Genomic DNA, 26,735 nt, shown 5'->3' with positions numbered 1-26,735 from the left:
CTCATCCTTGACGGTGGGACGCGTCCGCGTCGTCGTCCTTGAGCACAGACTTGTGAGTACTACTTGCGTAGTAGGGCCCTCCACCAATGGGGTGCCTTCGCGGCGGCCGTACGGGCCCGCTGGATCAACTCGTTCTGCGGCTCGGCGGGGCGGTAGACGGTGAGCGCCCCCGGCCACTTGTCGATGAGCAGCTTCTCCGCGGGGTCGGCGGCCACCTCTCCATCGTAGGCACGGCTGTCCACGCCGTGGAGGCCCGACAGCCGCAGTTGGCGCATGCGCCGCGTCGTATAGACATGTGACCGCCCGAGCGTGCCGGTGAGCGCCGCGATCAGCAGCCGGGTGCGGGCCAGTCGCTCCTCGCCGTCGATCACCCGCACATCGAGCAGCCCGTCGTCGAGCTGCTGGCGGTAGGTGGGCGCGAACCCCTCCGGGGAGTAGACGCTGTTGCCCGCGAACAGCATCCACAGCCGCCGGGGCCGCCCGTTGACCTCGACCTCCATGGGTTTCGCGGTGCGCAGCACCCGGGTGAGCGCGACGGCGGCGGCGGGCCACTTGCCGAGCCGCCCCTGAAGGCCCTCCCGGATCCGCACCAGCTCCGGGTAGAAGCCGAGGCTGAAGGTGTTGACGAAGTGGCTGGTCTCGCCGCCTCCGGCGAGGGGCGTGGCGCGGCCGAGGTCCACGGCCACCGCGTCGCCCTCGGTCACGGCGTGCGCGGTGTCCTCGAAGGCCGGTACGCCGAGGTCCAGCGCGAAGTGGTCGAGGGTGCCGCCGGGGAACACGGCGAGCGGCAGGCCGCGTTCGGCCGCGAGCGTGGCGGCCGCGTTGACGCTGCCGTCCCCGCCGCAGATGCCCAGCGCCCCGGCCCGCTCGGCGGCGCGCTGGGCGGCCTGCCGGAGCAGGTCCATGAAGTCGTCGTCGGGCCCGCACTCCACGATCTCCGCCGCGGGCAGCAGCACCTGCAGCTGCTCGGCGACCGTGAACGCGCCGGTGGGGGTTCCCGCACCCGCCCGCTGGTTGACCATGACGACCAGACCGTCGCCCTTGGGCAGGGCGGGCGCCGAGATCCGCGGCCGGGCCTGTGCCGGGGCCTCGGGGCGCGGCGGCCAGTAGCGGCAGGTCAGCGCGGCGGCCCCGGCGCCGAGTGCGACACCGGCCAGCACATCGCTGGGGTAGTGGACGCCCACGTACACCCGGGAGACGGCGACGGCGGCGGCGAGCGGGGCGACCAGCAGGCCGTACCGCGAGGACTCCAGGGCCACGCCGGTGGCGAAGGCGGCGGCGGAGGCCGAGTGTCCGGAGGGGAAGGAGCTGGTCCACGGCTGCCGGCGCAGCCGGCGCATCAGGGGGACCGCGTCCAGGACCGGACGCTTGCGTTCCACGGTCCACTTGACCACGACGTTCGACACGAGCGAGGCGGCGGCGAGCGAGCCCATCCCGCGCAGCGCGGCCCGCCGCGCGGTGCGGCCGCCGACTGTGGCGAGCACCCCGGCGGTGCCGAACCACAGCCTGCCGTGGTCGGCGGCCCGGCTGAGCCGCGGCAGCAGCGGATGGGCACCGCGCAGCCGGCTGTCCGCGACCCGCGCGAACAGCCGTCGGTCGAAGTCACTGATGCGTCTCATGCGTGATGGGTATCCCGGAACCGCGGTCGGCAGTCGTGATCCGTCGGCGGCCGGGGCCCGGCCGGGGCGGCCCGCAACCCGGAAGTGCGCGGGTCACACGCCCGGAACGCACCCGTCAACGCACCCGTCATGCGCGTACGCGCCCGTACGTCCCGGAGGGCGGCGCGGGACGCGAACCGGGCCGACGCCCTCGCCACAGCCGAGGCGATCGCGGGGAGTGCGGACCGGCTACGCACCGTGACCGCGCGCCCGGTCACCACCCATGACGGCTGGGCGGGGCGGCGGACGGTCCCGGTGCGCCCCGACGGCCATGTCGCCTGGAATACCGCGCTGTCCACCCAGTGAGACGAGTTCGGTGGGTCTCGTACGAACCAGCTCACCACGGATGGCCGCGCGCGGCCACCGGGCGGGGAACGCGGTCCCGGCGGCGGCACGTTGTCCACTACCTGAGAATCGACGCGCGAAGCGTTCGGGCGCTGGTTAATCTGACGACAGATCCGGTTCAGCCGACACGAGGGAGTGTGCGGTGACCCCCGAACAAACGCAGAGCGACGACGCGCGCGCCGATAACAGCGGGCGGTTCGTGCAGGCCGCCGAGGTGGGCAGTCTGGAGGTATGGGCGCGTTCCGCGCCGATCCGACTCGCCGGTTACGAGGACGACCTCGCCGAGCCGCACATCCTCCAGAGCGTGGACTGACGGCCCGGCGCACGCGCTGAGCGCGAGGGAGGACACCGGTTCCCGGCCGTGGCCGCTGGCAACAAGCGGACATCCCGGCCGTGGGCCGTTCGCCTCCCTCGCCCAACGGATCACCTTTTCGGCTCGGCTACCAACTGGTAGTTAAGTCCTCCACCCGCGCGACACGGGACCGGGCTGGTGTGCCCCGCGTGGCACATGGCAGGATGCCTTGTGCGGCATCGTCCGCCTTAACCAACCGTGAGGGTGTGCGAGCCCGGGAGCAGCCGTGAGGGGGCGCAGATGGCAGCGGGTGCCGACAGGTCACCGGACGCGGCCGGCAGCCCGCTGGCGGACCGGCTCAACTACCTGTTCACCACCATGCACCCGCCGGGCGCGCCGTACACCAACGCGCATGTCGCCGAGGAGATCAGCGGTGGCGCGGAGTACGGCGGGGTGAGCCTGACCGAGCAGTATCTGTCGATGCTGCGCAACGGCAGGCGCACCAACCCCAGCCCGGATGTGCTGCGGGCGCTCGCCAAGTTCTTCGCCGTGCCCGTCGGTTATCTGCTGGGCGATCTGTCGCCTTCGCAGGCGGAGCGGGTCGAGGAGGAGGTACGGTTCCTCGTCGCCATGCGCGACAAGCGGGTCCGCAGCATCGCGCTGCGCTCCGTGGGCCTCCCGCCAGAGGTCCAGGACAGTCTCACCACGATCATCTCCCAGTTCCGGCAGCAGATGAACCTTCCGCTCGAGCCGCCCGGTACGAACGGCGCAGGCGAGGCGGACGGTTCGGGCGGTCCGGACGGCGAGGCGACGAATGGCCGTCGATGACCCGGAACTGTTCTCCTCCTGGCGGCGGAGCGGAAACGAGGGTGGTACAGGCATGCGAGTGGGCCGGATACGGCGGCGGTGCAAGCAGCTCATCAAGGAGCTCGGGCTGCCCGCCTCGACCGACCTGCCCGGTCTGTGCGACCTCGTGGCCCGCCGCGTCGGACGCCCCGTCCATCTGGTGCCGATGAGCCTGGGCGGTGTGGTCTCGGGCATGACCGCCTCCACCGACGAGGACTACTGGATCTTCTACGAGCTCAGGACGTCCCCCTGGCACCAGATCCATATCGTGCTGCATGAAATCGGCCATCTGCTGCTCGGACACGAGCAGGACCCGGCGGTCACCGAGGACGCGCTGCGGATGTGGACGCCGTCGGTCGACGTGACCACCGCGATGCGCCGGCTGGGGATGACCCCGGACTTCGCCCGCCACCACTGCTATGACAACCTCACCGAGCGCGAGACCGAGGTGCTGGGCACCCTCCTGATGGAGCGTGTGGTGCCGACCTCGCCGGACCACGGGCTGCCGCTCCGGGGCCGGGCGGCCGAACTCGCGGCGGCGCTCGGCCCGGCGCTGCGCCATGTGCGCACCGACGGGGCCGACCGTGCCGGTGGCGCACGCAGTGACCGTGCCGATGGCGTAGGCGCCGACCGTGCCGATGGTGTGCGCGGTGAGCCGGGCGGTGACACCGGTGTTTGACGTCGTCTATCTGTGCTTCGGCGCCGCCGCCTGGGGAATGGCCGGTTACAAGGCCCGGGCGTGGTTCCGCGACCGCGCCAACGCCGATCTCGGTCTGGCGTGCGTGATGACCGCGGCCGTGGCGAATGTGTTCCTGCTCTCCGCGCCCAGCGTCTACCGCTGGTTCGACGGGCTGGTGGGCGTCGCCAATCTCGCCATGGTCTTCCTCTACTCCTCCGTCGTGGTGTTCGCCACCGGCGCCCTGGTGCTGCTGCTGCGCTGGACGGGCTCCGCGGTGCCGCCCCGCGCGGTGGTCGCCGCCGTCGCCGTGGTGTGGGCCGTGGCCATCGTCGGCTTCGCGGTGGGCCGTCCGGACACCGTGGAGCACCCCCGCGACTTCAGCACCGCCTACGCCGACGCCCCCGGAGTGGTCCTCTTCCTGGTGCTGTATCTGGCCATTTTCGGAGCCGGTCTGGCGGGGCTCGGCGTGCTGTGCCCGCGCTATGCCGCCAGCCTGGGCGGCTCATGGCTGGCCCGGGGGCTGCGGGTGCTGGCCGCCGGATGCTGGCTGGGGCTGGCGTACTGCGGCTGCAAGCTGATCGGTTTTGTCTTCTCCTGGGCGGGCCATGAGCTGTACTGGCTCTCCAATGGCGTGGCCCCGCTGACCGCGTCGGTCGCGGCGCTCCTGGTGCTGGCCGGTTTCGCCATCCCGGCCGTGGGGCCCAGGGCCTCCGCGTGGCGCCGCTTCCGCAGGCTGCGGCCGCTGTGGCGGGAGGTCACCGAGCGGGCCCCCGAGGTGTCCATGGGGCAGTCCCGCTGGACCGGCTGGTGGCCGTTCGCGGATCTGGAGTGGCGGGCCAACCGTCAGATGGCGGAGATCCGGGACGTCCAGCGCGGCGTACGGCGCCATGTGGAGGCCCGCGTGCTGGAGATCGCGCATGTCAAGGGCGGCGCGGCGCGACTCGACGATTGGCAACTTGCTGCCGTAGTGGAAGCAGTGGCCCTCAGACGCGGTTTGCTGAACCAAGCGAACGGACATGTGCCGGAGCCCGCGGCGGACAGCGTGGTGGTGGCGACGGGGGCCGAACTGGTGGAGGAGCACGAGCATCTGGCCCGCGTCGCCGACGTCTACCACCTGCCGCTGGTGGACGAGGTGCTGCTGGAACTGAGGGAGGAGACCGCCGCCCAGCGGCGGTGAGCGGGGGGATCACAGACGAGGTGGCCCTGGACGGGGGTCGGGGCCGCCCGTGGCGCAGGCGGCGCCGGGGAGATTCAGTCCCGGCGCCGCCTCCCGGCCACCACCATCCACCCCCGGCGCGCACATCGCCCGGCCGGGCCGGAACGGCCCACCCGCCCAGGCACCGCGGACGCCACGCCCTAGAGTCGGGATCCATGCAGAACACCGCGAACGCCGCCGGAGCGGACGGCCCGGAGCTCGTTGACACCGCCCCGCTGATCGAGGACCTCTACCCGGCACTGGCCGCGCTGCGCGAGGCCGGTCCGGTCCACCGGGTCGCCGGCACCGATGGCCGTCCCGCCTGGCTGGTGACCCGTTACGAGGATGTGCGGCGGCTGTTCGCCGATCCGCGCCTCGCCCTGGACAAGCGCCACGCCGCGCCGGGCAACTACCAGGGCTTCTCGCTGCCGCCCGCCCTCGACGCCAATCTGCTCAACATGGACCCGCCGGACCACACCCGGGTGCGCAGGCTGGTGGTCAAGGCGTTCACCCCCGGCCGGGTGGAGAAGCTGCGCGAACCGGTACGGCGGGTCGCCGAGGAACTGCTCGACGCCATCGAGCCCGCTGGCCGCGCGGACCTCCTGGCCGCCTACGCCGGGCAGTTGCCCATCATCGTCATCTGCGATCTGCTCGGCGTTCCGCAGCGTGCCCGGCGCGACTTCCGGGCCTGGAGCGACGCCCTGATCACCCCCGACCCGGCGCGGCCGGGGGCGACGAAGGAAGCCGTCGGCAGCATGCTCCGCTTCTACACCGAGCTGATCGCGCAGAAGCGCGCCGAGCCCGCGGACGACCTGCTCTCGGACCTGATCCGGGTCCGTGACGAGGAGGCCGGGGACGGCGGCGGAGGCAGCGACGGCGGTGGCAGCAGCGGGGAGGGCAGTGGCGACGGCGGCAGGCTCAGCGAGGACGAACTGACCTCGCTCGCCTTCCTCATCCTCCTCGCGGGCTACGAGAACACCGTCCACCTCATCGCCAATTCGGTGCTCACCCTGCTCGACCACCCCGCGGTGCTCCGGCGACTGCGCGCGGATCCCAGCGGTCTCGCCGCGGCCTTCGACGAGCTGGCGCGGTACGAGGGCCCGGCGGCACTGGGGATCCGCCGCTTCCCGCTGGAGGACATCGAGATCGGCGGTGTGACCATCCCCGCCGGGGAGACCGTGCTGCTGTCGTTGGCCTCGGCCCACCGTGACCCGGCCCACTTCAAGGATCCGGACGAGTTCAATCCACATCTTGGCCGGACCGGTCACCTTGCGCTCGGCCATGGCATCCACTACTGCCTCGGCGCGCCGCTGGCCCGAATGGAGATGGAAACCGCTCTGGGCGCGCTGGTTCGCCGGTTCCCGGGGCTGCGGCTTGACGTCCCGAGGGATCGGCTCCGGTGGCGGCCGACGATGCGCGCGCGTGGCCTGATCTCACTGCCTGTCGCATGGTGATCGGAGGAAGCGAACAGGTTTTTGATGCATAACCCCCCGCCGATGCGGTAAAAAGGTCCTCGAGCCCGCCCGGTGTGCATCCCCCGTCGCACCGGGCGGGCCTCTGTGCGTCCGGGCGCTCTGGACGGTCGCGCCCCCGGCCGCGGGCGGCGCTACCCCTGAAATCCCTAGGGCTCACCCTTGAGATCACTAGAGAGTAAGCTCACAGCCTTAACCACTGCTCCGGCTTTGGCGGGCCCCATTAGCCTCCTCCTATGACGGTCCTGCCCGACGGGCTTCCCCTAGCCGACGATTTCCCGGAAGTGACGCGAGACCAATGGCGCCACCTCGTCGAAGGCGTGCTGCGTAAAACCGGCACCTCGGACGCCGTGGGCGCCGGGGCCGAAGAGGCCCTTGCGACCGCAGTCGAGGACGGAGTCACCGTCCACCCCCTCTACACCGCCGACGACGCCCCCGAGGACGCCGGATTCCCCGGCTTCGCGCCCTTCGTGCGCGGCGGCCGGGCCGAGGGCTCCGCCGTATCCGGCTGGGACGTACGCCAGCGCCACGCCCACCCCGATCCGGTGCGCACCAACCAGGCGATCCTCGCCGACCTGGAGAACGGCGCGGGTTCGGTCTGGCTCGCCGCCGGCGCCGCCGGGGTGCCCGTGGACGCCCTGCCCGAGGCGCTGAAGGGGGTCTATCTCGACCTCGCCACCGTCGCCCTCGACGCGGGCGCCGACTTCGAGGACGCCGCCCGCGCCCTGCTGCGGCTCTACGCGGGCCGCGAGGTGCCCCCCGGCGCCGCGCTCGGCAACCTCGGCGCGGACCCGCTGGGCCTCGCGGCCCGCACCGGACGCGACGAGGGCCTGGCCGGGCAGCTGGCCGCGGCCGCCGACCTCGCGCGGATCTGCGACCGCGACCACCCGGGGGTGCGGGCCTTCGCCGTGGACGCGCTGCCGTACCACGAGGCGGGCGCCGGGGCGGCCCAGGAGCTCGGCTGCTCCCTCGCCGCCGCCGTGGCCTATCTGCGCACCCTCACCGAAGAGGGGCTGGGCGTCGAAGCCGCCTGCGCGCAGCTGGAGTTCCGCTACGCGGCCACCGCCGACCAGTTCCTCACCACCGCCAAGCTCCGGGCCGCCCGGCGCCTGTGGGCGCGGGTGGCGCAGGCGTGCGGCGCGCCCTCCGAGGCGCGTGCCCAGCGCCAGCACGCGGTGACCTCACCGGTGATGATGACCCGGCGCGACCCCTGGGTGAACATGCTGCGCACCACCGTGGCCACCCTCGCCGCGGGCGTCGGCGGCGCGGACGCGGTCACCGTGCTGCCCTTCGACAGCGCCATCGGCCTCCCCGACGACTTCGCCCGGCGCATCGCCCGCAACACCTCCACGATCCTGCTGGAGGAGTCGCACCTGGCCCGGGTGATCGACCCGGCCGGCGGCTCCTGGTACGTCGAGAAGCTCACCGACGACGTGGCCCGCGCCGCCTGGGCCTGGTTCCAGGAGATCGAGCGCGCCGGGGGCATGGCCGCGGCCCTCGCCTCCGGGCTGGTGCGCGACCGGCTCGCCGAGACCTGGGCCCGCCGCGGCCGCGCCCTCGCCCGCCGCAAGGAGCCGATCACCGGCGTCAGCGAGTTCCCTGACCTCGCCGAGCGGCCCGTCGAGCGCGAGCCCGCGCCCGAGCAGCCCGGCGGCGGACTGCCGAGGGTGCGCCGTGACGAGGCGTACGAGGCGCTGCGCGCGCGCTCCGACGCCCGGCTGGCGGCCGAGGGCGGCCGGCCCAGGATCTTCCTGGCCGCGCTGGGCCCCGCCGCCGCGCACACCGCCCGCGCCTCCTTCGCCGCCAACCTCTTCCAGGCGGGCGGGATCGAGGCGGTGCACGAGCCGGTCACGGTGACCGCCGAGACGGTCGGCGAGGCGTTCACCGCCAGCGGCGCCCGGGTGGCCTGCCTCTGCTCCAGCGACAAGCTGTACGCGCAGGAGGCGGGCGCCGTGGCCGAGCGGCTGAAGGCCGCCGGTGCGGCCCGGGTCTACCTGGCCGGACGGCCGGGGGCACAACAGGACGAGTACGAGCGGGCCGGAGTGGACGGATACGTCTTCGCGGGCTGCGACGCGGTCGAGGTGCTCTCCTCGGCTCTGGACACCATGGGGGTGGCGCGATGACGGGCTCTCCGGTGGAGCCCGGGAAGATCCCGGACTTCTCGGCGGTCGATCTGGACGGACCGGCCGAAGGCCCGGTGCCCAGCTCCGGTGACTGGGCCGCCGCGTTCCAGAACGGCGTGGGCAAGGGCGTGGAGGACCTGGTGTGGGACACCCCCGAGGGCATCGGGGTCAAACCGCTCTACACCGCCGAGGACCTCGAGGGCGTCGACTTCCTGGGCACCTACCCCGGCGCCGCGCCCTATCTGCGCGGCCCGTACCCCACGATGTACGTCAACCAGCCCTGGACCATCCGGCAGTACGCGGGCTTCTCCACCGCCGAGGAGTCCAACGCCTTCTACCGCCGCAACCTCGCGGCCGGGCAGAAGGGCCTGTCGGTCGCCTTCGACCTGCCCACCCACCGGGGCTACGACAGCGACCACCCCCGGGTCACCGGCGACGTCGGCATGGCGGGCGTGGCCATCGACTCCATCTACGACATGCGGCAGCTCTTCGACGGCATCCCGCTGGACCGGATGAGCGTGTCGATGACGATGAACGGCGCGGTGCTGCCCGTGCTGGCGCTCTACATCGTGGCCGCCGAGGAACAGGGCGTGGCGCCCGAGAAGCTGGCCGGGACCATTCAGAACGACATCCTCAAGGAGTTCATGGTCCGCAACACCTACATCTATCCGCCGCAGCCGTCGATGCGGATCATCTCCGACATCTTCGCCTTCACCTCGCAGCGGATGCCGCGCTACAACTCCATCTCCATCTCCGGCTACCACATCCAGGAGGCCGGGGCCACGGCCGATCTGGAGCTCGCGTACACCCTCGCGGACGGCGTCGAGTATCTGCGGGCCGGTCTGGACGCCGGGATGGACGTGGACGCCTTCGCGCCCCGGCTGTCGTTCTTCTGGGCCATCGGCATGAACTTCTTCATGGAGATCGCCAAGCTGCGGGCGGCGCGGCTGCTGTGGGCCAAGCTGGTCAGGCAGTTCGACCCGAAGAACCCCAAGTCGCTCAGCCTGCGCACCCATTCGCAGACCTCCGGCTGGTCGCTGACCGCCCAGGACGTCTACAACAACGTGGCGCGCACCTGTGTGGAGGCCATGGCCGCCACCCAGGGCCACACCCAGTCGCTGCACACCAACGCGCTGGACGAGGCGCTAGCACTGCCCACCGACTTCTCCGCGCGCATCGCCCGCAACACCCAGATCCTGCTCCAGCAGGAGTCGGGCACCACCCGCGTCATCGACCCCTGGGGCGGCAGCGCGTACGTCGAGAAGCTGACCTACGACCTGGCGCGGCGGGCCTGGCAGCACATCGAGGAGGTCGAGGCGGCCGGCGGCATGGCCAAGGCCATCGACGCGGGCATCCCCAAGCTGCGCGTCGAGGAGGCCGCGGCCCGCACCCAGGCGCGGATCGACTCCGGGCGCCAGCCGGTGATCGGCGTCAACAAGTACCGGGTCGACAGCGATGAGGCGATCGAGGTCCGCGCGGTCGACAACTCCGTGGTGCGCGCCCAGCAGATCGAGAAGCTGCGGCGGCTGCGCGCCGAGCGCGACGAGGCCGTCTGCCAGGACGCGCTGCGCGCCCTGACCGCGGCCGCCGAGTCCGGGCCCGGCGCGGGCCTGGAGGGCAATCTGCTGGCGCTGGCCGTGGACGCCGCCCGCGCCAAGGCCACCGTCGGCGAGATCTCCGACGCGCTGGAGAAGGTCTATGGCCGCCACTCCGGCCAGATCCGTACGATCTCGGGTGTGTACCGAGACGAGGCCGGACCGTCGTCCGGCGTGGACCGCACCCGCACCCTGGTCGAGGCGTTCGAGCGGGAGGAGGGCCGCCGCCCCCGGATCCTGGTCGCCAAGATGGGCCAGGACGGGCATGACCGCGGCCAGAAGGTGATCGCCACCGCCTTCGCCGACCTGGGCTTCGACGTGGACGTCGGCCCGCTGTTCCAGACCCCCGAGGAGGTCGCGCGGCAGGCGGTGGAGGCCGATGTGCACATCGTCGGCGTGTCGTCGCTCGCGGCCGGCCACCTCACGCTGGTGCCCGCGCTGCGCGAGCAGCTGGCCGAGGCGGGGCGCGAGGACATCACGATCGTGGTCGGCGGGGTCATCCCGCCGCAGGACGTCCAGACCCTGCACGAGGTCGGTGCGGCCGCCGTCTTCCTGCCGGGCACGGTCATCCCGGACGCCGCCCACGACCTGGTGCGGAAGCTGGCCGCCGACCTCGGCCACGAGCTGTAATGCCACGGACGATCGACATCGAGGAGTACGCCAAGGGCGTGCTCGACGGCAAGCGCGCGTACATCGCGCGTGCGATCACGCTTGTCGAGTCCACCCGCCCCGACCACCACGACCTCGCCCAGCGGCTGCTGGTCGAGCTGCTGCCGCACACCGGCGGGGCCCGGCGGATCGGCATCAGCGGGGTGCCCGGTGTCGGCAAGTCCACCTTCATCGACGCCCTGGGCACGATGCTCACCGGGGTCGGCCACAAGGTCGCGGTCCTGGCCGTCGACCCCTCGTCCACCCGCACCGGCGGCTCCATCCTGGGCGACAAGACCCGGATGGAGCGGCTGTCGGTGGACCCCGACGCCTTCGTACGGCCCTCGCCCACCGCCGGGACGCTGGGCGGGGTCGCCCGCGCCACCCGCGAGTCCATGGTCGTCATGGAGGCCGCGGGCTATGACGTGGTGCTGGTGGAGACCGTGGGCGTGGGCCAGTCCGAGACCGCGGTGGCCAACATGGTCGACTCCTTCCTGCTGCTCTCCCTGGCCCGCACCGGCGATCAGCTCCAGGGCATCAAGAAGGGCGTCCTGGAACTCGCCGACGTGGTCACCATCAACAAGGCCGATGGACCGCACGCACGGGACGCCAAGTCGGCGGCCCGTGAACTGGCGGGCGCGCTAAGGCTGTTGCAGCCCCCGGACGCGCCCTGGAACCCGCCGGTGCTCACCTGCAGCGCCCGCGAGTCCACCGGGCTCGACGTGGTGTGGGAGCGCCTGGAACAGCACCGCAGGGTGCTGGAGGCCACGGGGGCGCTGCGGACCAAGCGGCGCGACCAGCAGGTGGACTGGACCTGGTCGATGGTGCGCGACCAACTGCTCGCCCGGCTGCACGCCCACCCCGAGGTGCGGCGGCTCGGGCCCGAGCTGGAGCAGCGGGTCCGGGAGGGCGCGCTGACGGCGACGCTGGCGGCGGACCGGCTGCTGGAGGCGTTCCAGGCCCAGGCCCCGGCCGACGGTGGGGCGTCTCAGGTCCCGGCCGACGGTGGATGAGGGGCCGCTGCCGGACGCGGCGCGGGTCGGGCCGTTCTTCGCGCTGCGCACCGGCAGCGGCGATCCGGGCGCGGAGGGATACGCGCGGATCGGCGAGGCGTACCGGCTGACCGACGCGGGCGCCCCCGGGCCGGTGCTGCGCGCCCGTGTCGAGGCGGTCGCCGCGAGCCTGCGCACCGATGAGCCGAGGGTCGCGGCCTCGCTCGTGTACCAGGGGCTCGCCGCCCGGGTGTGGTCGCTCGCGCTCGGCCCGGCCGCCCTCTCCGGCGCGGTGTCCCACCTCCGGGCCGACCGGCTGTGGTGGAACCCCGGGCGTGTCGCCCCCGACGACCTGTGGTGGCCCGGCGTGCCGACCGTGATGGGCGAACCGGGCGGACTCGCCGGTCAGCTGGGCACCGCGGCCTTCGTTCACCTGTTGCCACTGCACCGCGCCATCGAGCGGGCGTACCGGGTCCCGGGGCGGCTGCTGTGGGGCAACGCGGCCTCGGCGCTGGCCGGTTCGCTGCGGGTGCTGCACGACTGGTGCTGGGCGCACGGCCGCGCCGAGGCGGCGGACCGGGCCGTCGAGCTGACGCGCGCCCAGCTCGACCACCCACCGCTGAGTGACGCGGGCACCCTGAACTCCGCGCCGCTCGGCTATCGGCGCCGCTCCTGCTGCCTCTACTACCGGGTGCCGGGCGGCGGGTTGTGCGGCGACTGTGTCTTGCGCGAGGCGCCGGGGCGGGGGAGTGGGCGCGGGACGGCGGGGTGAGGCGGACACTCGCCCGAGGCAGAGGCTCTTCTGAGGCGGACGCTCGCGTGAGGTAGCCGGTCTCCCGGTGGGTACGGCCTCCCGATGGGCCGATACGGTGGGCGAATGCCGAAGAACGAGAACGTGTTCTCATCATGGCGGGGCTGGTGCGGACGTGTCACTTCCCGTCTGGTCCACCGCGGCTGGCGCGCCGCACAGCGGGCCGGTGCGGTGACCGCCGAGCGCCCCGGCCCGTACCGCTTCGGCCGCATCGGCGTCGGCACCCGGCTGGCGTTCCCCCAGGGCACCCTCTTCGGCGAACCGTGGATCGAGCTGGGCGAGCACTGCGTCATCGGCGAGCAGGTGACCCTCACCGCCGGGATGATGCCCGATGTGGACCTCGGCCCCGAACCGGTGCTGCGCATCGGCGACGGCGTGGTGCTTGGCCGGGGCAGCCATGTGATCGCCTCCGTGCGCGTGGAGTTCGGCGACGATGTCTTCTGCGGCCCCTACGTCTATGTGACCAGCGACAACCACTCCTACGACGATCCGGACCAGCCCATCGGCCGCCAGTGGCCACGCTCCGAGCCCGTCCACATCGGCCCCGGCAGCTGGCTGGGCGCGGGCGCGGTGATCCTGCCGGGGGCGCGGCTGGGCCGCAATGTGGTGGTCGCGGCGGGCGCGGTCGTACGGGGCGAGGTGCCCGACCACGCGGTGGTGGCCGGGGCCCCGGCCCGGATCATACGGCGCTGGGCCCCGGACGAGGGCTGGCAGCCACCGCTGCGCACCCCGGCGCCGGTGCCGATCCCCGCGGACATGACCGTCGAGCAACTGCTGGCGCTGGCCGAGCTGGAGCGCGAGCGGGGGCGGCCCCGGGACCGGGCGGAGGAGCGGGAACCGGAGCGGGACCTCGAGGAGGCGGAGAGGGGGCTGGAGCGGGAGCCGGGGGCGGGGCCGTCGTAGCAGGTCAGTAGAGTTTCGTGGACCGTTCCCGACCCGCGAAGGTGACCACCGTGAGCCCGCCGCCTCCCCCCGTGACCGTCATCGGCATCGGCGCCGACGGCTGGGAGGGGCTTGGCCCCGCCGCCCGCGGGGCGCTGCGCACGGCCGAGGTGGTCATCGGCGGACGGCGCCATCTTGGCCTGCTGCCGCCGGAGTGCCCCGGCGAACGGGTGCCCTGGCCGTCCCCGCTGCGCCCCGCCGTCCCCGGTCTCCTCGCCGCGCACACCGGGCGGCTGATCTCCGTGCTGGCCAGCGGCGACCCCATGTTCTTCGGCATCGGCCGCACCCTGGCCGAGCTGTTGGGCGCCGGGCGGCTGCGGGTGCTGCCCCATCCGTCGTCCGTCTCCCTGGCCTGTGCCCGGCTCGGCTGGGCGCTGGAGGAGACCGAGGTGATCAGCCTCGTCGGCCGCCCCCTGGCCACGCTGAACCGCGAGCTCTACGCCGGGCGGCGGCTGCTCGTGCTGAGCGCGGGCGCGGACACGCCCGCCGAGGTGGCCGGGCTGCTCGGGGAGCGCGGCTTCGGCCCCAGCCGGATGCGGGTGCTTGAGCAGTTGGGGAGCGCGCGGGAGCGCTGTGTGGAGAGCACGGCCGAGGAGTGGCCCCATCCGCCCGGCGACCCCCTCAACGTCATCGCCGTCGACTGCGCCCCGGCGGACGACGCCCGTCGGCAGTCGCTCACGCCGGGGCTGCCCGACGCCGCGTACGACCACGACGGCCAGCTGACCAAGCGCCATGTGCGGGCCGTCACCCTCGCCGTGCTCGCCCCCGCCCCCGGTGAGCTGCTGTGGGACATCGGCGGCGGCTCGGGCTCCATCGCCGTGGAGTGGATGCGCGCCCACCGCAGCTGTCGGGCGGTCTCGGTCGAACGCGATCCGGTGCGCGCCGAGCGCATCGGGCGCAACGCCGCCGCGCTCGGCGCGCCCGGGCTGACCGTCGTCACCGGCGCCGCGCCCGACGTGCTGGCCGGACTGCCCACCCCCGACGCGGTGTTCATCGGCGGCGGTCTGACCGCACCGGGGGTGCTGGAGGCCTGCTGGGCGGCCCTGCCGCCGGATGGGCGGATCGTGGCCAACACCGTGACCCTGGAGTCCGAGGCGCTGCTCGCCGACTGGTACCGCCGCCACGGCGGCGACCTCGTCCGCCTCGGCGTCTCCCACGCCACCCCGGTCGGGGCGTTCACCGGCTGGCGGCAGGCGATGCCCGTCACCCAGTGGTCCGCCACCAAACCGCTCGCCGGCCGGGGCCCGGGCGGGGACGCCGCCGATCCCGAGGGATCCGCCGAAGCCGCGCGGGCCGCTGAAGCCGCACGAGCCGGTGAAGTCGCGCAGGCCGTCGAAGCCGCGCAGGCCGATGAAGCCGTTCAAGCTGCTGAAGCTTTTCACGCCGCTGAGGCCCCGCAGGCCGCTCAAGGAGAACCACGATGACGGTGTACTTCATCGGCGCGGGCCCCGGCGCCGCCGACCTGATCACGCTGCGCGGCGCCCGTACCCTGGCCCGCTGCCAGGTGTGTCTGTACGCGGGCAGCCTGGTGCCCAGCGAACTCCTCGCCGAATGCCCGCCGGACGCGCGCCTGGTCGACACCGCCCAACTCGACCTGGACCAGATCACCGCCGAACTGCTCGCCGCCCACCAGGCGGGCCACGATGTGGCCCGCCTCCACTCCGGCGATCCGTCGGTCTTCAGCGCCGTCGCCGAGCAGATGCGCCGCCTCGACGCGGCCGGCGTGCCGTACGACGTGGTCCCGGGCGTCCCCGCCTTCGCCGCCGCGGCGGCGGCGCTGAAGCGCGAGCTGACGATCCCGACCGTCGGCCAGACCGTCATCCTCACCCGCATCGCCCAGCGGGCCACCCCCATGCCGAACGGCGAGGACCTGGCCACCCTGGGCCGCAGTGGCGCCCTGCTCGTCCTGCACCTCGCCGCCCGCTATGTGGACCGCGTCGTCGCCGAACTCCTCCCGCACTACGGCGCCGACTGCCCGGCCGCCGTGGTCGCCATGGCCAGCCGCCCCGACGAACTGGTCCTGCGCGGCACGCTGGACGACATCGCGGCCCAGGTGAAGGCGGCGGGCGTGGTCCGTACGGCGGTCATCGTCGTCGGCCGCACCCTGGCCGCCGCCCAGTTCCCCGACAGCCACCTCTACTCCCCAGCCAGGCCCCGCCCCGACTTCCCGGACTCGTCGCCCACGACCTGAGGCCCTGCTTCGGCGCCAAGCGCGGGTCGCCCCGCCGGAAGACGTCGATCCCCGCCCAGCCGTTCGGATGGACAGGGGCGGCGCCGTACGCCGCGCACGGTGGGCCCGGCGTGGTCGACGCAGATGACGTCCACGGCCGCCGGATCGGGGAACTCCGCACCCAGCGCAGCGGTGGGCGTGGCCGCGCATACGATGACGGGCGCACGGACGACGGAAGGCACCCGATCCCGATGAACAGCGCACCGGCGGGCCATGTGCTCATCCTCGGCGGCACCACCGAGGCGCGCCACCTCGCCGACGAGCTCGCCGACACTCCCGCGCTGCGGGTCACCAGCTCCCTCGCGGGCCGGGTCGCCGCACCGCGGCTGCCGGTGGGGCAGGTGCGGATCGGCGGGTTCGGCGGCGCCGAGGGCATGGCCCGCTGGCTCCGCGAACACCAGGTGGACGCGCTCATCGACGCCACCCATCCTTTCGCCGACACGATCAGTGCCCACGCTGCCCGGGCGGCGGCCGACGCCCAGGTTCCCCTGCTCACCCTGCGCCGCCCCGGCTGGGTGCCAGGTCCCGGCGACCGCTGGCACCCGGCCGGTTCGCTGGCCGAGGCCGCGCGACTGCTGCCTGGCCTGGGGGAGCGGATCTTCCTCACCACGGGACGGATGGGCCTGGCCGCCTTCGCCCATCTGACCGGGCAGTGGTTCCTGGTCCGCTCGGTCGACGCGCCCGAGCCGCCGCTCCCGCCCCGGATGGCGGTGATCCTCGACCGTGGCCCGTTCACCCTGGAGGGAGAGACGGAGCTGTTGGGCCGCCATCGCATCGAGGTGCTGGTCACCAAGGACAGCGGCGCCCACGCCACCGCCCCCAAACTCGCCGCGGCCCGCGCCGCCGCCCTCCCGGTCGTCATCATCCGCCGCCCACCCGCCCCCCAGGGCGTCCCGACGGCCGAAACCCCGGCCGAAGCCGCCGCCTGGCTGCGGACGACCCTGGCCTGACGCGGAGGTTTCCGGCGCGCTCCGCGCCAGGAGCCTTCCGGGCGCTACGCCTCCGGGTAGCGGCGCGGGGTCCAGACGACCTCCGTGCCGTCGCCGCGGCGGACCGTGCGGGTCTGGGAGGAACCCACCAGGAGGATCGTGCGCATGTCGACCTGGGCCGGGTCGAGATCGGCAAGCCGGACGATCCGTACGCGTTCCCCTGGACCGCCGATGTCGCGGCCCAGCACCACGGGCGTGTCGGGGGCGCGGTGCTCCAGCAGGAGTTCGCGGGCCTTGCCCACCTGCCAGACGCGGCTGCGGGACCCGGGGTTGTAGAGGGCGAGCACCAGGTCGGCCGCCGCGGCGGCGCGCAGCCGCTCCGCGATGACCTCCCAGGGCTTGAGCCGGTCGGAGAGGGAGACCACCGCGTAGTCGTGGCCGAGTGGGGCACCGGCCCGGGCGGCGGCGGCGTGGGCCGCCGTCATACCGGGCACGATCCGCACCGGGACCTCGCGGTAGGGGTCCTCCGAGGCGGCCTCCAGGACGGCGGTGGCCATGGCGAACACGCCCGGGTCGCCCGAGGAGACCACGGCGACACGCCGCCCCCGCCGGGCCAGGTCGAGCGCGAACTCGGCGCGTACGGCCTCGACCTTGTTGTCCGAGGCGTGGCGCCGCTGGCCCGGCCGTACGAGCACCCGGTCCAGATACGTGGTGTAGCCGACAAGGTCCTCGGCGGCGGCCAGTTCGCCACGCGCCTCCGGGGTGAGCCACAACGGACCGGCCGGACCAAGCCCGACGACCACGACCTCGCCCAAGCGACCGCCCGCACGGTACGGCGCGCCGACCCGGCCGCCGCGCGGTGCGTCTTCGCGCCCGCCGCCTGGTGCGTCCGCGCCATCACTGCTGGGCGCGCCCGCGCGGCTTGGCAGTACTGCCATGGAGAAGTACGGCACCGACTCCGGGTCCACCTCGGCCAGTGGGGCGGTACGCTCCGCGTTCATCGTGGCGCGCTCCACATAGCGCGCGTCCGCGAGTCGGCCCGACCGCTCCAGTGCCCGGCGCACCGTCGGGAAGGTCCGGCCGAGCTTCATCACGGCCGCCGCGTCCGCCGTGGCCAGCCGGGCCGTCAACTCCTCCTCCGGCAGGGTGCCGGGGAGGACCGTCAGCACCTCCTCGCCCTCCACCAGCGGTGTGCCGAGCCGGGCGGCCGCGGCGCTGACCGAGGTGACACCGGGGACGACCTCGGTCGGGTAGCGGTCGGCGAGCCGCTTGTGCATGTGCATGTACGAGCCGTAGAAGAGCGGATCGCCCTCCGCGAGCACCGCGACCGTGCGCCCCGCGTCCAGATGCGCGGCGAGCCGGGCGGCGGCGTCCGCGTAGAACTCCTCCATCGCGCCGCGATAGCCGCCCGGATGGTCCGTGGTCTCCGTGGTGACCGGATAGACCAGCCGCTCCTCGATGTGGTCGGGCCGCAGATGGCGCTCGGCGATGGAGCGCGCGATGCTCCGCCCGTGCCGGGCGCTGTGGTACGCGATGACATCGGCCGCGGCGATGACCTCCACCGCGCGTACGGTCATCAGGGAGGGGTCGCCGGGGCCGAGCCCCACACCGTAGAGACGGGCCGTCTGCTGCTCGCTCACTCTTCCTCGCTCGCTATCGCGTTGATCGCGGCGGCGGCGATGGCGCTGCCGCCGCGCCGGCCGTGCACCACCAGGTGGTCCAGCGCCGCCGGATGTCCGGCCAGCGCCTCCTTGGACTCGGCCGCGCCGATGAAGCCCACCGGCACGCCGATCACGGCGGCCGGGCGCGGCGCGCCCGCCCCTCCCTCTTCGATCATCTCCAGCAGCCGGAACAGCGCCGTGGGCGCGTTGCCGACCGCCACCACCGACCCCTCGAGCCGGTCCCGCCACAGCTCCAGCGCGGCGGCGCTCCGTGTGGTGCCCATGCGCCGCGCCAACTCCGGTACGGCCGAGTCCGAGAGGGTGCAGATCACCTCGTTGTCGGCGGGCAGCCGCTTGCGGGTGACCCCGCTGGCCACCATGCGCGCGTCGCAGAGCACGGGCGCGCCGGACCGCAGCGCGGCACGGGCGCGGGAGACCACCCCGGGCGTGTAGGCGAGGTCCTTGACCAGGTCGACCATGCCGCAGGCGTGGATCATCCGCACCGCCACCTGGCTGATGTCGGCGGGGAGCCCGCCGAGGTCGGCCTCGGCGCGGATGGTGGCAAAGGACGCGCGGTAGATGGCCGCTCCGTCCTTCTCGTAGTCGAACACGGTGTCCTCGATCATGTCGTTCCACGGGCCGCCGCAACGGCGTCGGCCAGCTGCTCTGCTGTCACTTCCCGGCCGTCCTCGACGTCCATGCCGTTCACGCCGTCCTCGCCGGCCTCCGCCTCCGGCGTGTCGCCCTTCGCTCCGCCCCGTGCGGTGACCCGATAGCCCGTGTCGCCGGTCGCCAGCGCGTCCACCCAGCGGCCCCCGGGATGGCCACAGCGCCGTTCACAGCCGGAGACGTACACCGGATACACCGGCCGCGGCCGCGAACCGCCCGCGACCACGCGTGCCGCGTCGGCCCGCACATCCGCCAGGGACTTGGCGCAGCCGGGGCGTCCCGTGCACGCACCGACCCCGAGCCACGGTGAGTCCGGCGTGGTCACCAGTCCCGCCCCGGACAGTTCCGACAGGGCGTCGCGCGCGTCGTCCGGCGCGAAACCGGGGAGCACCACACCGCGCCACGGTGTCATCCGCAGCTCATCCGCCCCGTCCCGGGCGGCGAGCGCCGTGAGCAGCCGCCATTGCGCGGCGCTCACCCGCCCCAGGGGAAGGGCGACGGACAGTGCGTGGCGACCGTTCGGGCCGGGGACCGGCCCGGGGGCGGGTGGCGTGGCGGACGCGCGTACGGGTGGGTGCTCCACCCGTACGGCCTCGATGCCCGCCTCGGCGAGTCGCGCGGCCAATCCGCCGGTCGTCACGGCGTGTTCGGCGGGGAGTTCGCGCACTCGCCACGCCCGGGTCCCGCTCTCCCGCACTCGTGTCAGGAACTCCACCGCGGCCAGCGCCGCCGCCCGCGGCGTGTCATCGCCCCGCACCCAGAGGCCGCCGCCCCCTGCCACCGACCCGTCCATGGCGGTGCTCGCCACGCCCTCACCGCCGGTGTTCGCCTCCGCGCCACGGCCGAGCGTGTCGGAGCCGTCAGTACGACGCCCCCGCCACGCAGCCGTGTCCGGGTGTGTCGCCCCCGGCGGCGGCGACACACCCCCACCCACCAGTGGCCCCCCGGTCATCAGCACCGCTCCACCGCCAGGCGCTGCGATCAATGTCACATCCGCACCCAACGCGGCCACATCGCCACGGCCATCGTCCAGCGCGAACAGAAACCTGCCCGACAAGCCCGACAATTCACCCCGCCCCGCCGCTGTGTCGCCGTACGCGCCGTCACCCGGGTCGTCGCACAACAGGGCGTCCAACTCCCGTACCCACGCCACCACATCGGCGTGCCCCGCGCCGTCCAGGCCGGACAGCGGCGACGCCACGATGTTGCGCACCCGGTCATGGCGGTCCGAGGGAAGCAGCCCGGCCGTCCGCAGCCGGGACGCCAGCTCCGCGCCGCACCCCGCCGTCAGGCCGCGCAGTTGCGCATTGCCGCGTGAGGTGATGTCCAGCCGCCCGTCGCCCAGCTCCTCGGCCATGCGCCCCAGTGCCTGCGCCTGACGGGCCGTCAGCACCCCGCCAGGCACCCGGATCCGGGCCAGCGCACCGTCGTCCGCCGGGTGCAGCCGCAGTGCGCCCGGACAGGCGTCGGCGCGCCCGCGCACGGGGGTTTCATCCCCGGATGGGGTGGTTGTCGGGGGGAGGGGCATGGCGGCGAGCATACCGACGATCCGGTCCGGCCAGGCCTGGGGGAGACCGGGACCCGCCGCCCGGCCAGCCTCCGCGCAGACCGGACGCCCGACCCACCCACCGCCCCGGCCGGACTCCAAGAAGACCGGAACCCCCCCGCCCCGGCTGGGCCCCACGGGGACGGAACCCACCGCCCCCGCCAGGCTCCACGCGGGACCGGAACCGCGACCGGAACCCACCGCCCGGCCGGGCCCGACGCAGACCAGAACGCACCGCCCCGTGGCAGGTCAGCAACGCTTACTATGCTCAGCGGCGGGTCGGTCCCGGCCCGCCGAACGCACAAGACGGCACTCACGGTAGGAAGCCGGTGGAAATCCGGCGCGGTCCCGCCACTGTGAGCGCGGCGGCTGCCGAACGGGCAGCGGCCGCGCGAGCCAGGAACTGCCGCCGTCTTCAACCCGCCCGGGGCGCGGACCCCGAGGAAGGCATGCGCCGCATGATTCTGCTGCTGTCGACGTCCGACACCGACCTGCTCAGCGCCCGTGCCGCCACGGGCCCGGTGCCGTACCGGCTCGCCAACCCGGCCCGCCTCGCCCTCGATGACCTCCCCGGCCTGCTCGACGGCGCCGAACTCGTCGTCGTACGGCTCCTCGGCGGCATCCGCGCCTGGCAGGAGGGGCTTGAGACGCTGCTCGCGGGCGACCTGCCCGTCGTGGTCCTCAGCGGTGAACAGGCCCCGGACGCCCAGCTCATGGAGGCGTCCACGGTCCCGGTCGGCATCGCCGCCGAGGCCCATGCCTACCTCGCCCACGGCGGGCCCGCCAACCTGGACCAGCTGGCCCGGTTCCTCTCCGACACCGTACTGCTCACCGGCCATGGCTTCGAACCGCCCGCCCCCGCACCCACCTGGGGTCCGCTGGAGCGCACCGCCCGCGCGGCCGGCCGCGCCGACGCCACCGCTCCGACCGTCGCGGTGCTCTATTACCGCGCCCACCACATGAGCGGCAACACCGCCTTCGTGGAGGCCCTGTGCCGCGCAGTGGAGGACGCCGGGGCCCGCCCGCTGCCACTGTTCGTCGCCTCGCTGCGGGCCCCCGAACCCGAGCTGATCGATGCCCTGGGCGCGGCCGACGCCATCGTCACCACCGTCCTCGCGGCCGGAGGCACCCGCCCCGCCGAGGCGTCCGCGGGCGGCGACGACGAGGCGTGGGACGCGGGCGCGCTCGCCGCGCTCGACGTGCCCGTGCTCCAGGCGCTCTGCCTGACCTCGCCGCGCGCCGCGTGGCAGGAGAACGACGAGGGGCTGTCGCCGCTGGACGCCGCGACCCAGGTCGCCGTCCCCGAGTTCGACGGGCGGCTCATCACCGTGCCGTTCTCGTTCAAGGAGGTCGACGAGGACGGTCTGCCGGTCTATGCCGCCGATGCCGAGCGCGCCGCGCGTGTCGCCGGAATCGCGGTACGACACGCCCGGCTCCGCCATATCCCCGCCGCCGACAAGCGCCTCGCGCTCGTCCTCTCCGCCTACCCCACCAAGCACTCCAGGATCGGTAACGCCGTCGGCCTCGACACGCCCGCGAGCGCCGTCGCCCTGCTGCGCCGGCTGCGCGCGGAGGGCTATGACCTCGGCCCCGAGGACGGACCGGACGCGCTTCCCGGCCTGGTCTCCGGCGAGGGCGATGAGCTGATCTACGCCCTCATCGAGGCGGGCGGCCACGACCAGGAGTGGCTGACCGAGGACCAGCTCGCCCGCAACCCGGTCCGCATCCCGGCCGCCGACTACCGCCGCTGGTACGCCACGCTGCCGCAGCAGCTCCGGGACGCGGTCGAGGAGCACTGGGGCCCAGCGCCCGGCGAGATGTTCGTGGACACCAGCCGCGACCCCGAGGGCGAGATCGTGCTGGCCGCGCTGCGCCGCGGCAACCTCCTGGTGGTCATCCAGCCGCCGCGCGGCTTCGGCGAGAACCCCATCGCCATCTACCACGACCCCGATCTGCCGCCCTCGCACCACTATCTGGCCGCCTACCGCTGGATGGCCACCGCGACGGCGGACGGCGGCTTCGGCGCCGACGCCATGGTCCACCTGGGCAAACACGGCAACCTGGAGTGGCTGCCGGGCAAGAATGCCGGGCTGTCCGCCGCCTGCGGCCCCGACGCCGCGCTCGGCGATCTGCCGCTGATCTACCCCTTTCTGGTCAACGACCCGGGCGAGGGCACCCAGGCCAAGCGCCGCGTCCACGCCACCCTCGTGGACCACCTCGTGCCGCCGATGGCCCGCGCCGACTCCTACGGCGACATCGCACGTCTCGAGCAGCTGCTGGACGAGTACGCGGCCATCTCCGCGATGGACCCGGCCAAGCTCCCCGCCATCCGCGCCCAGATCTGGACCCTCATCCAGGCCGCCCGGCTCGACCACGACCTGGGCCTGGAGCAGCGGCCGGACGACGACGGCTTCGACGACTTCCTGCTGCACGTCGACGGCTGGCTGTGCGAGGTCAAGGACGCCCAGATCCGCGACGGACTGCACGTCCTGGGCGCCGCCCCGACCGGGCCCGAGCGCGTCAACCTCGTACTGGCCATCCTCCGCGCCCGCCAGATCTGGGGCGGTACGTCCGCGCTCCCCGGTCTGCGCGAGGCGCTCGGCCTGGACGAGTCGGCCGCCACCCGCACCGGTGCCGACGAGGCCGAGGAGCGGGCCCGCGCGCTGGTCCAGGCGATGGAGGACGCCGCATGGGCCCCGGAGGCCGTCGAGAAGGCGGTCCTCGGCCTGCCCGACGACCAGCGCCCCGCGGTCTCCGCGGTGCTCGACTTCGCCGCCCGCGAGGTGGTGCCCCGGCTGGCCGCCACGACGGACGAGATCGACCACGCCGTACACGCGCTGAGCGGCGGCTTCGTCCCGGCCGGGCCGTCCGGCTCGCCGCTGCGCGGACTGGTCAACGTCCTGCCGACCGGCCGTAACTTCTACTCCGTCGATCCCAAGGCCGTGCCCAGCAGGCTGGCCTGGGAGACCGGCCAGGCCCTCGCCGATTCGCTCCTGGAGCGCTACCGCGCCGACAACGACGGTCGGTGGCCGACGTCCGTCGGCCTCTCGCTGTGGGGGACGAGCGCGATGCGCACCTCCGGCGACGATGTGGCCGAGGCGCTGGCACTGCTGGGCGTCCGACCGGTGTGGGACGACGCCTCGCGCCGGGTGACCGGGCTCGAACCCGTGCCCCTCGACCAGCTGGGCCGCCCGCGTGTCGATGTCACCCTGCGCATCAGCGGGTTCTTCCGGGACGCCTTCCCGCATGTCGTCGGGTTGCTGGACGACGCCGTACGGCTCGCCGCCTCCCTCGACGAGAGCGAGACGGACAACTACGTACGGGCGCACACCCGCGCCGACCTCGCCGCACACGGCGACGAACGCCGCGCCACCACCCGGATCTTCGGCTCCCGCCCCGGCACCTACGGCGCGGGACTGCTCCAGCTCATCGACAGCCGCGACTGGCGCACCGACGCCGACCTCGCCGAGGTCTACACGGTCTGGGGCGGCTACGCCTACGGCCGTGGCCTGGAGGGGCGGCCGGCGCGCGAGGAGATGGAGAGCGCCTACCGGCGGATCGCGGTCGCGGCCAAGAACACCGACACGCGCGAGCACGACATCGCCGACTCCGACGACTACTTCCAGTACCACGGCGGCATGGTGGCCACCGTGCGCGCACTGAAGGGCACCGCACCCGCCGCGTACATCGGCGACTCAACCCGCCCCGAGACGGTCCGCACCCGCACCCTCCACGAGGAGACCTCACGGGTCTTCCGGGCCCGGGTGGTCAACCCGCGCTGGATCGAGGCGATGCGCCGCCACGGCTACAAGGGCGCCTTCGAGCTCGCCGCGACGGTCGACTACCTCTTCGGCTACGACGCGACCACGGGCGTGGTCGCCGACTGGATGTACGACAAGCTCGCCCAGACCTATCTGCTCGACCCGGAGAACCGGGCGTTCCTGGAGGAGGCCAACCCCTGGGCGCTGCACGGCATGGCCGAGCGGCTGCTGGAGGCCGAGAGCCGCAGGCTGTGGGACGAGCCCGACCCGGAGGTGCTGGAGCGGGTGCGGGAGCTGTATCTGGAGACGGAGGGCGGCCTGGAGGGCGGGGACGACGAGTAGGCGCGTTCGCCGCTTCCCGGCGGGGGTGGGCGCGTCCGACGGGTGGGCGCGCCCGGCGCGCCCGGCGGTGCGTGGGCGCGCCGCTTCGGCGGTGGCTCAGTCGGCGGCGGACCGTGCCGCCGGGCGGGTCGCCGCCCGGATCCGGTCCGGCCAAGGGGGACAGTTGACCAGTTCGGTCCACTCGCGGTCGTAGCGCCCGGGCACCGCGCGCCCCGCGGAGGCCCAGCGCTCGACCAGCGCCGCGTAGATCGGTACGGATGTGGATGCTTGAACGGTCTGGTGAACCGTTCCGTCGCCTTCGGTGCTCCGGTCCAGCGCTCTGCTCGGCTGCGAGAGAGAACGGCGTCGCATCGTCGTCGTCATAATCGGACAACGCGCCGCGCCCCGCCGGGTCACCTTCCGTACGCCGGTCTCACCCGCATCGGCGTGGTGTCGCACACGTCAGCGACTGGCCGGTGGCGGGCCCGGGCGGGGACCGGACCGCTCCCTTTTCGCCCGGCGAAATGAAAAGCATTGCCGCATTCATAAAGCCCGCCAAAGCGCACCGGGGCAAGGGTTTGCCGGGTCCATAGAGTTTATTGATAACCGTGTCCATTGCAGCCTTTGGTGAATTCCCCTCGGGCCTGTTTCAATTGCGCTGTCCCGAAGACGATCCGAGGAGGAGCCGGTGGGAGCTCATGCGCACGGAACGGACGAGGGGCACGGCGGGCCCGGCCACGGCGGCCACACCCACGGGGTGGTGGAGCACGCCGACCGCCGGTGGCTGGCCCTCGCCCTCGCGCTGATCGGCGGCTTCATGGCGGTGGAGGTCATCGTCGGGATCGTCGCCCGCTCCGTGGCGCTGCTGTCCGACGCGGCGCATATGCTCACCGACGCCGCCTCGATCGTGCTCGCGCTCATCGCGATCCGGCTCTCGGCGCGCCCCGCACGTGGCGGATACACATATGGCCTCAAGCGGTCGGAAATCCTTTCCGCCCAGGCCAATGGGCTTTCCCTGCTGCTGCTCGGCGGCTATCTCGGCTATGAGGGTGTGGGACGGCTGATCGATCCGCCCGAGGTGACCGGCGGTCTGGTGCTGGCCACCGCGCTGGCCGGTGTGGTGGTGAATGTCGCGGCGGCCTGGTGCATGTCGAAGGCGAACCGCGCCTCGCTCAATGTCGAGGGCGCCTTCCAGCATGTGGTCAACGATCTCTACGCCTTCATCGCCACCGCCGTCGCGGGACTGGTGGTGGTGACGACGGGCTTCGCCCGGGCCGACGCGATCGCCGGTCTGCTCGTGGTCCTCCTCATGGTCAAGGCGGGCGTGGCACTGCTGCGGGCCTCCGGCCGGGTGCTGCTGGAGGCCGCCCCCACCGGTGTCGAGCCCGATGAGGTGGGCGCCCGGCTGGTGGCCCATGGGCAGGTGGCCGAGGTGCACGATCTGCATGTCTGGCAGATCACCTCGGGCGAGGTCTCGCTCTCCGCGCACGTCCTGGTGGCGGTGGGCGGCGACTGCCATGCCGTCCGGGAGGGCCTGGAGGCGGTGTTGAGTGGTGAGTACGGGATCACCCACACCACGCTGCAGGTGGACCATCTGGACGAGCCCGCCGCGCGGGGGCGTGCGGACGGGGAGCACTGTCCGACCGCCCACGGCCCGGTGCACCGGGCCGCGTCGTACGGTCACTGATACGGGGCCGGGGTCCGGAAACGGCGGGTGGGGCCGGTGGGTCGGCGGGGTCAGACCGCGGCCGGGGCGCCGGTCGGCCTGAAGGCGGCGGTCAGCAGCGTCTTCGCGAGCTGGGCGGCCAATGCCTCCAGCGCGAGCTGAGCCAGCCTGACCAGGACGGTCCTGAGAATGTCGGCCATGGGTACCTCACTGGATGGAACAGGATCGGAAGGGAACACGATCGGAAGCGAGGCATCCGCTTCCAGTTCCATAGGCTGAGCGGGGCCGGAAAGCGGGCGGCACACATCGGGTGAGCGTCCGGTTAACGGACGGAAAGATCTGAGTGTGAAACAC

At 73.5% G+C, this 26,735-nt stretch carries 22 protein-coding genes and 1 riboswitch; of the genes, 16 read left to right on the top strand and 6 right to left on the bottom strand.

Going from position 1 to position 26,735, the window contains the following annotated elements; genetic code table 11:
- Positions 1 to 59: 59 nt before the first annotated feature.
- Positions 60 to 1,619: a bifunctional phosphatase PAP2/diacylglycerol kinase family protein gene (locus VT50_RS11890; protein ID WP_046089949.1), complete on the bottom strand. Its 1,560-nt coding sequence runs from the start codon at positions 1,617 to 1,619 to the stop codon at positions 60 to 62.
- 129 nt (positions 1,620 to 1,748) lie between these two features.
- Between VT50_RS11890 and VT50_RS11885 the strand changes: the two genes are divergently transcribed.
- The 14 genes from VT50_RS11885 (at position 1,749) to VT50_RS11825 (ending at position 16,778) form a co-directional block, all read left to right on the top strand.
- Entirely contained in the window at positions 1,749 to 1,964 is a 216-nt protein-coding gene (locus tag VT50_RS11885) for an aromatic-ring hydroxylase C-terminal domain-containing protein (protein WP_046089948.1), read from the top strand.
- A 181-nt stretch (positions 1,965 to 2,145) separates the two neighbouring features.
- Entirely contained in the window at positions 2,146 to 2,316 is a 171-nt protein-coding gene (locus tag VT50_RS39575) for a hypothetical protein (RefSeq protein WP_020866352.1), read from the top strand.
- A gap of 279 nt (positions 2,317 to 2,595) precedes the next feature.
- Positions 2,596 to 3,123: a helix-turn-helix domain-containing protein gene (locus tag VT50_RS11880; protein ID WP_046089947.1), complete on the top strand. Its 528-nt coding sequence runs from the start codon at positions 2,596 to 2,598 to the stop codon at positions 3,121 to 3,123.
- Positions 3,110 to 3,820 (top strand): ImmA/IrrE family metallo-endopeptidase, encoded by a 711-nt coding sequence (locus tag VT50_RS11875; protein WP_053048811.1) that lies wholly within the window; start codon positions 3,110 to 3,112, stop codon positions 3,818 to 3,820. The genes VT50_RS11880 and VT50_RS11875 overlap by 14 nt, the downstream gene beginning before the upstream one ends.
- Complete coding sequence (locus tag VT50_RS11870; RefSeq protein WP_046089955.1) at positions 3,813 to 4,997, top strand: MAB_1171c family putative transporter; 1,185 nt, start codon at positions 3,813 to 3,815, stop codon at positions 4,995 to 4,997. The genes VT50_RS11875 and VT50_RS11870 overlap by 8 nt, the downstream gene beginning before the upstream one ends.
- A gap of 194 nt (positions 4,998 to 5,191) precedes the next feature.
- A complete protein-coding gene (locus VT50_RS11865) occupies positions 5,192 to 6,469 on the top strand; it encodes a cytochrome P450 family protein (protein WP_046089946.1) in 1,278 nt (425 codons plus the stop codon).
- 254 nt (positions 6,470 to 6,723) lie between these two features.
- Positions 6,724 to 8,610, top strand: a complete 1,887-nt coding sequence (mutA, locus tag VT50_RS11860; RefSeq protein ID WP_046089945.1) for a methylmalonyl-CoA mutase small subunit — start codon at positions 6,724 to 6,726, stop codon at positions 8,608 to 8,610.
- Positions 8,607 to 10,835 carry a methylmalonyl-CoA mutase gene (scpA, locus tag VT50_RS11855; RefSeq protein ID WP_046089944.1) on the top strand — a complete coding sequence of 743 codons (2,229 nt, stop codon included), beginning with the start codon at positions 8,607 to 8,609 and terminating at the stop codon, positions 10,833 to 10,835. Before mutA ends, scpA begins: the two co-directional genes overlap by 4 nt.
- Entirely contained in the window at positions 10,835 to 11,866 is a 1,032-nt protein-coding gene (gene meaB / locus VT50_RS11850; protein ID WP_046089943.1) for a methylmalonyl Co-A mutase-associated GTPase MeaB, read from the top strand. The genes scpA and meaB overlap by 1 nt, the downstream gene beginning before the upstream one ends.
- The gene (locus VT50_RS11845; protein WP_046089942.1) at positions 11,859 to 12,617 is read left to right on the top strand and encodes a (2Fe-2S)-binding protein; all 759 of its coding nucleotides are present in this window, start codon (positions 11,859 to 11,861) and stop codon (positions 12,615 to 12,617) included. The genes meaB and VT50_RS11845 overlap by 8 nt, the downstream gene beginning before the upstream one ends.
- 105 nt (positions 12,618 to 12,722) lie before the next feature.
- Positions 12,723 to 13,559 (top strand): DapH/DapD/GlmU-related protein, encoded by an 837-nt coding sequence (locus VT50_RS11840; RefSeq protein WP_046089941.1) that lies wholly within the window; start codon positions 12,723 to 12,725, stop codon positions 13,557 to 13,559.
- 50 nt (positions 13,560 to 13,609) lie between these two features.
- The gene (gene cbiE / locus VT50_RS11835) at positions 13,610 to 15,022 is read left to right on the top strand and encodes a precorrin-6y C5,15-methyltransferase (decarboxylating) subunit CbiE (RefSeq protein ID WP_240529135.1); all 1,413 of its coding nucleotides are present in this window, start codon (positions 13,610 to 13,612) and stop codon (positions 15,020 to 15,022) included.
- Positions 15,019 to 15,789, top strand: a complete 771-nt coding sequence (gene cobM, locus VT50_RS11830; protein ID WP_046089940.1) for a precorrin-4 C(11)-methyltransferase — start codon at positions 15,019 to 15,021, stop codon at positions 15,787 to 15,789. Before cbiE ends, cobM begins: the two co-directional genes overlap by 4 nt.
- 230 nt (positions 15,790 to 16,019) lie before the next feature.
- Entirely contained in the window at positions 16,020 to 16,778 is a 759-nt protein-coding gene (locus tag VT50_RS11825; protein ID WP_046089953.1) for a cobalt-precorrin-6A reductase, read from the top strand.
- 44 nt (positions 16,779 to 16,822) lie between these two features.
- Here the strand turns inward: VT50_RS11825 and VT50_RS11820 are convergent, their stop codons facing one another.
- From VT50_RS11820 to VT50_RS11810, 3 genes are read right to left on the bottom strand one after another with little or no spacing between them, the layout of a single operon-like run.
- Positions 16,823 to 18,397 (bottom strand): precorrin-2 C(20)-methyltransferase, encoded by a 1,575-nt coding sequence (locus VT50_RS11820; RefSeq protein WP_079343823.1) that lies wholly within the window; start codon positions 18,395 to 18,397, stop codon positions 16,823 to 16,825.
- Positions 18,394 to 19,044 (bottom strand): precorrin-8X methylmutase, encoded by a 651-nt coding sequence (locus VT50_RS11815; protein ID WP_079343822.1) that lies wholly within the window; start codon positions 19,042 to 19,044, stop codon positions 18,394 to 18,396. The genes VT50_RS11820 and VT50_RS11815 overlap by 4 nt, the downstream gene beginning before the upstream one ends.
- Positions 19,041 to 20,627, bottom strand: a complete 1,587-nt coding sequence (locus VT50_RS11810) for a nitrite reductase (RefSeq protein WP_053048835.1) — start codon at positions 20,625 to 20,627, stop codon at positions 19,041 to 19,043. Before VT50_RS11810 ends, VT50_RS11815 begins: the two co-directional genes overlap by 4 nt.
- Positions 20,628 to 20,952: 325 nt before the next feature.
- Positions 20,953 to 21,039: riboswitch (cobalamin riboswitch) on the top strand.
- 52 nt (positions 21,040 to 21,091) lie between these two features.
- Here VT50_RS11810 and cobN point away from each other — a divergent pair.
- Positions 21,092 to 24,736 carry a cobaltochelatase subunit CobN gene (gene cobN / locus VT50_RS11805; RefSeq protein WP_046090345.1) on the top strand — a complete coding sequence of 1,215 codons (3,645 nt, stop codon included), beginning with the start codon at positions 21,092 to 21,094 and terminating at the stop codon, positions 24,734 to 24,736.
- A gap of 96 nt (positions 24,737 to 24,832) precedes the next feature.
- Here cobN and VT50_RS11800 read toward each other — a convergent pair whose 3' ends face one another.
- Complete coding sequence (locus VT50_RS11800) at positions 24,833 to 25,087, bottom strand: hypothetical protein (RefSeq protein WP_075200565.1); 255 nt, start codon at positions 25,085 to 25,087, stop codon at positions 24,833 to 24,835.
- Positions 25,088 to 25,403: 316 nt separating this feature from the next.
- On the opposite strand from VT50_RS11800, the gene VT50_RS11795 reads away from it, so the two are divergent.
- Positions 25,404 to 26,402, top strand: a complete 999-nt coding sequence (locus VT50_RS11795; protein WP_046090341.1) for a cation diffusion facilitator family transporter — start codon at positions 25,404 to 25,406, stop codon at positions 26,400 to 26,402.
- Between the two features lie 50 nt (positions 26,403 to 26,452).
- Here VT50_RS11795 and VT50_RS40970 read toward each other — a convergent pair whose 3' ends face one another.
- Positions 26,453 to 26,581: a hypothetical protein gene (locus VT50_RS40970; RefSeq protein ID WP_276207304.1), complete on the bottom strand. Its 129-nt coding sequence runs from the start codon at positions 26,579 to 26,581 to the stop codon at positions 26,453 to 26,455.
- Between the last annotated feature and the right edge of the window lie 154 nt (positions 26,582 to 26,735).

The sequence above is a fragment of the Streptomyces antioxidans genome, assembly GCF_000968685.2.
Classification (GTDB): Bacteria; Actinomycetota; Actinomycetes; order Streptomycetales; family Streptomycetaceae; genus Streptomyces; species Streptomyces antioxidans.
The sequence above is the reverse complement of the archived record's forward strand: the minus strand, read 5'-3'. Positions and strand labels throughout refer to the sequence as shown.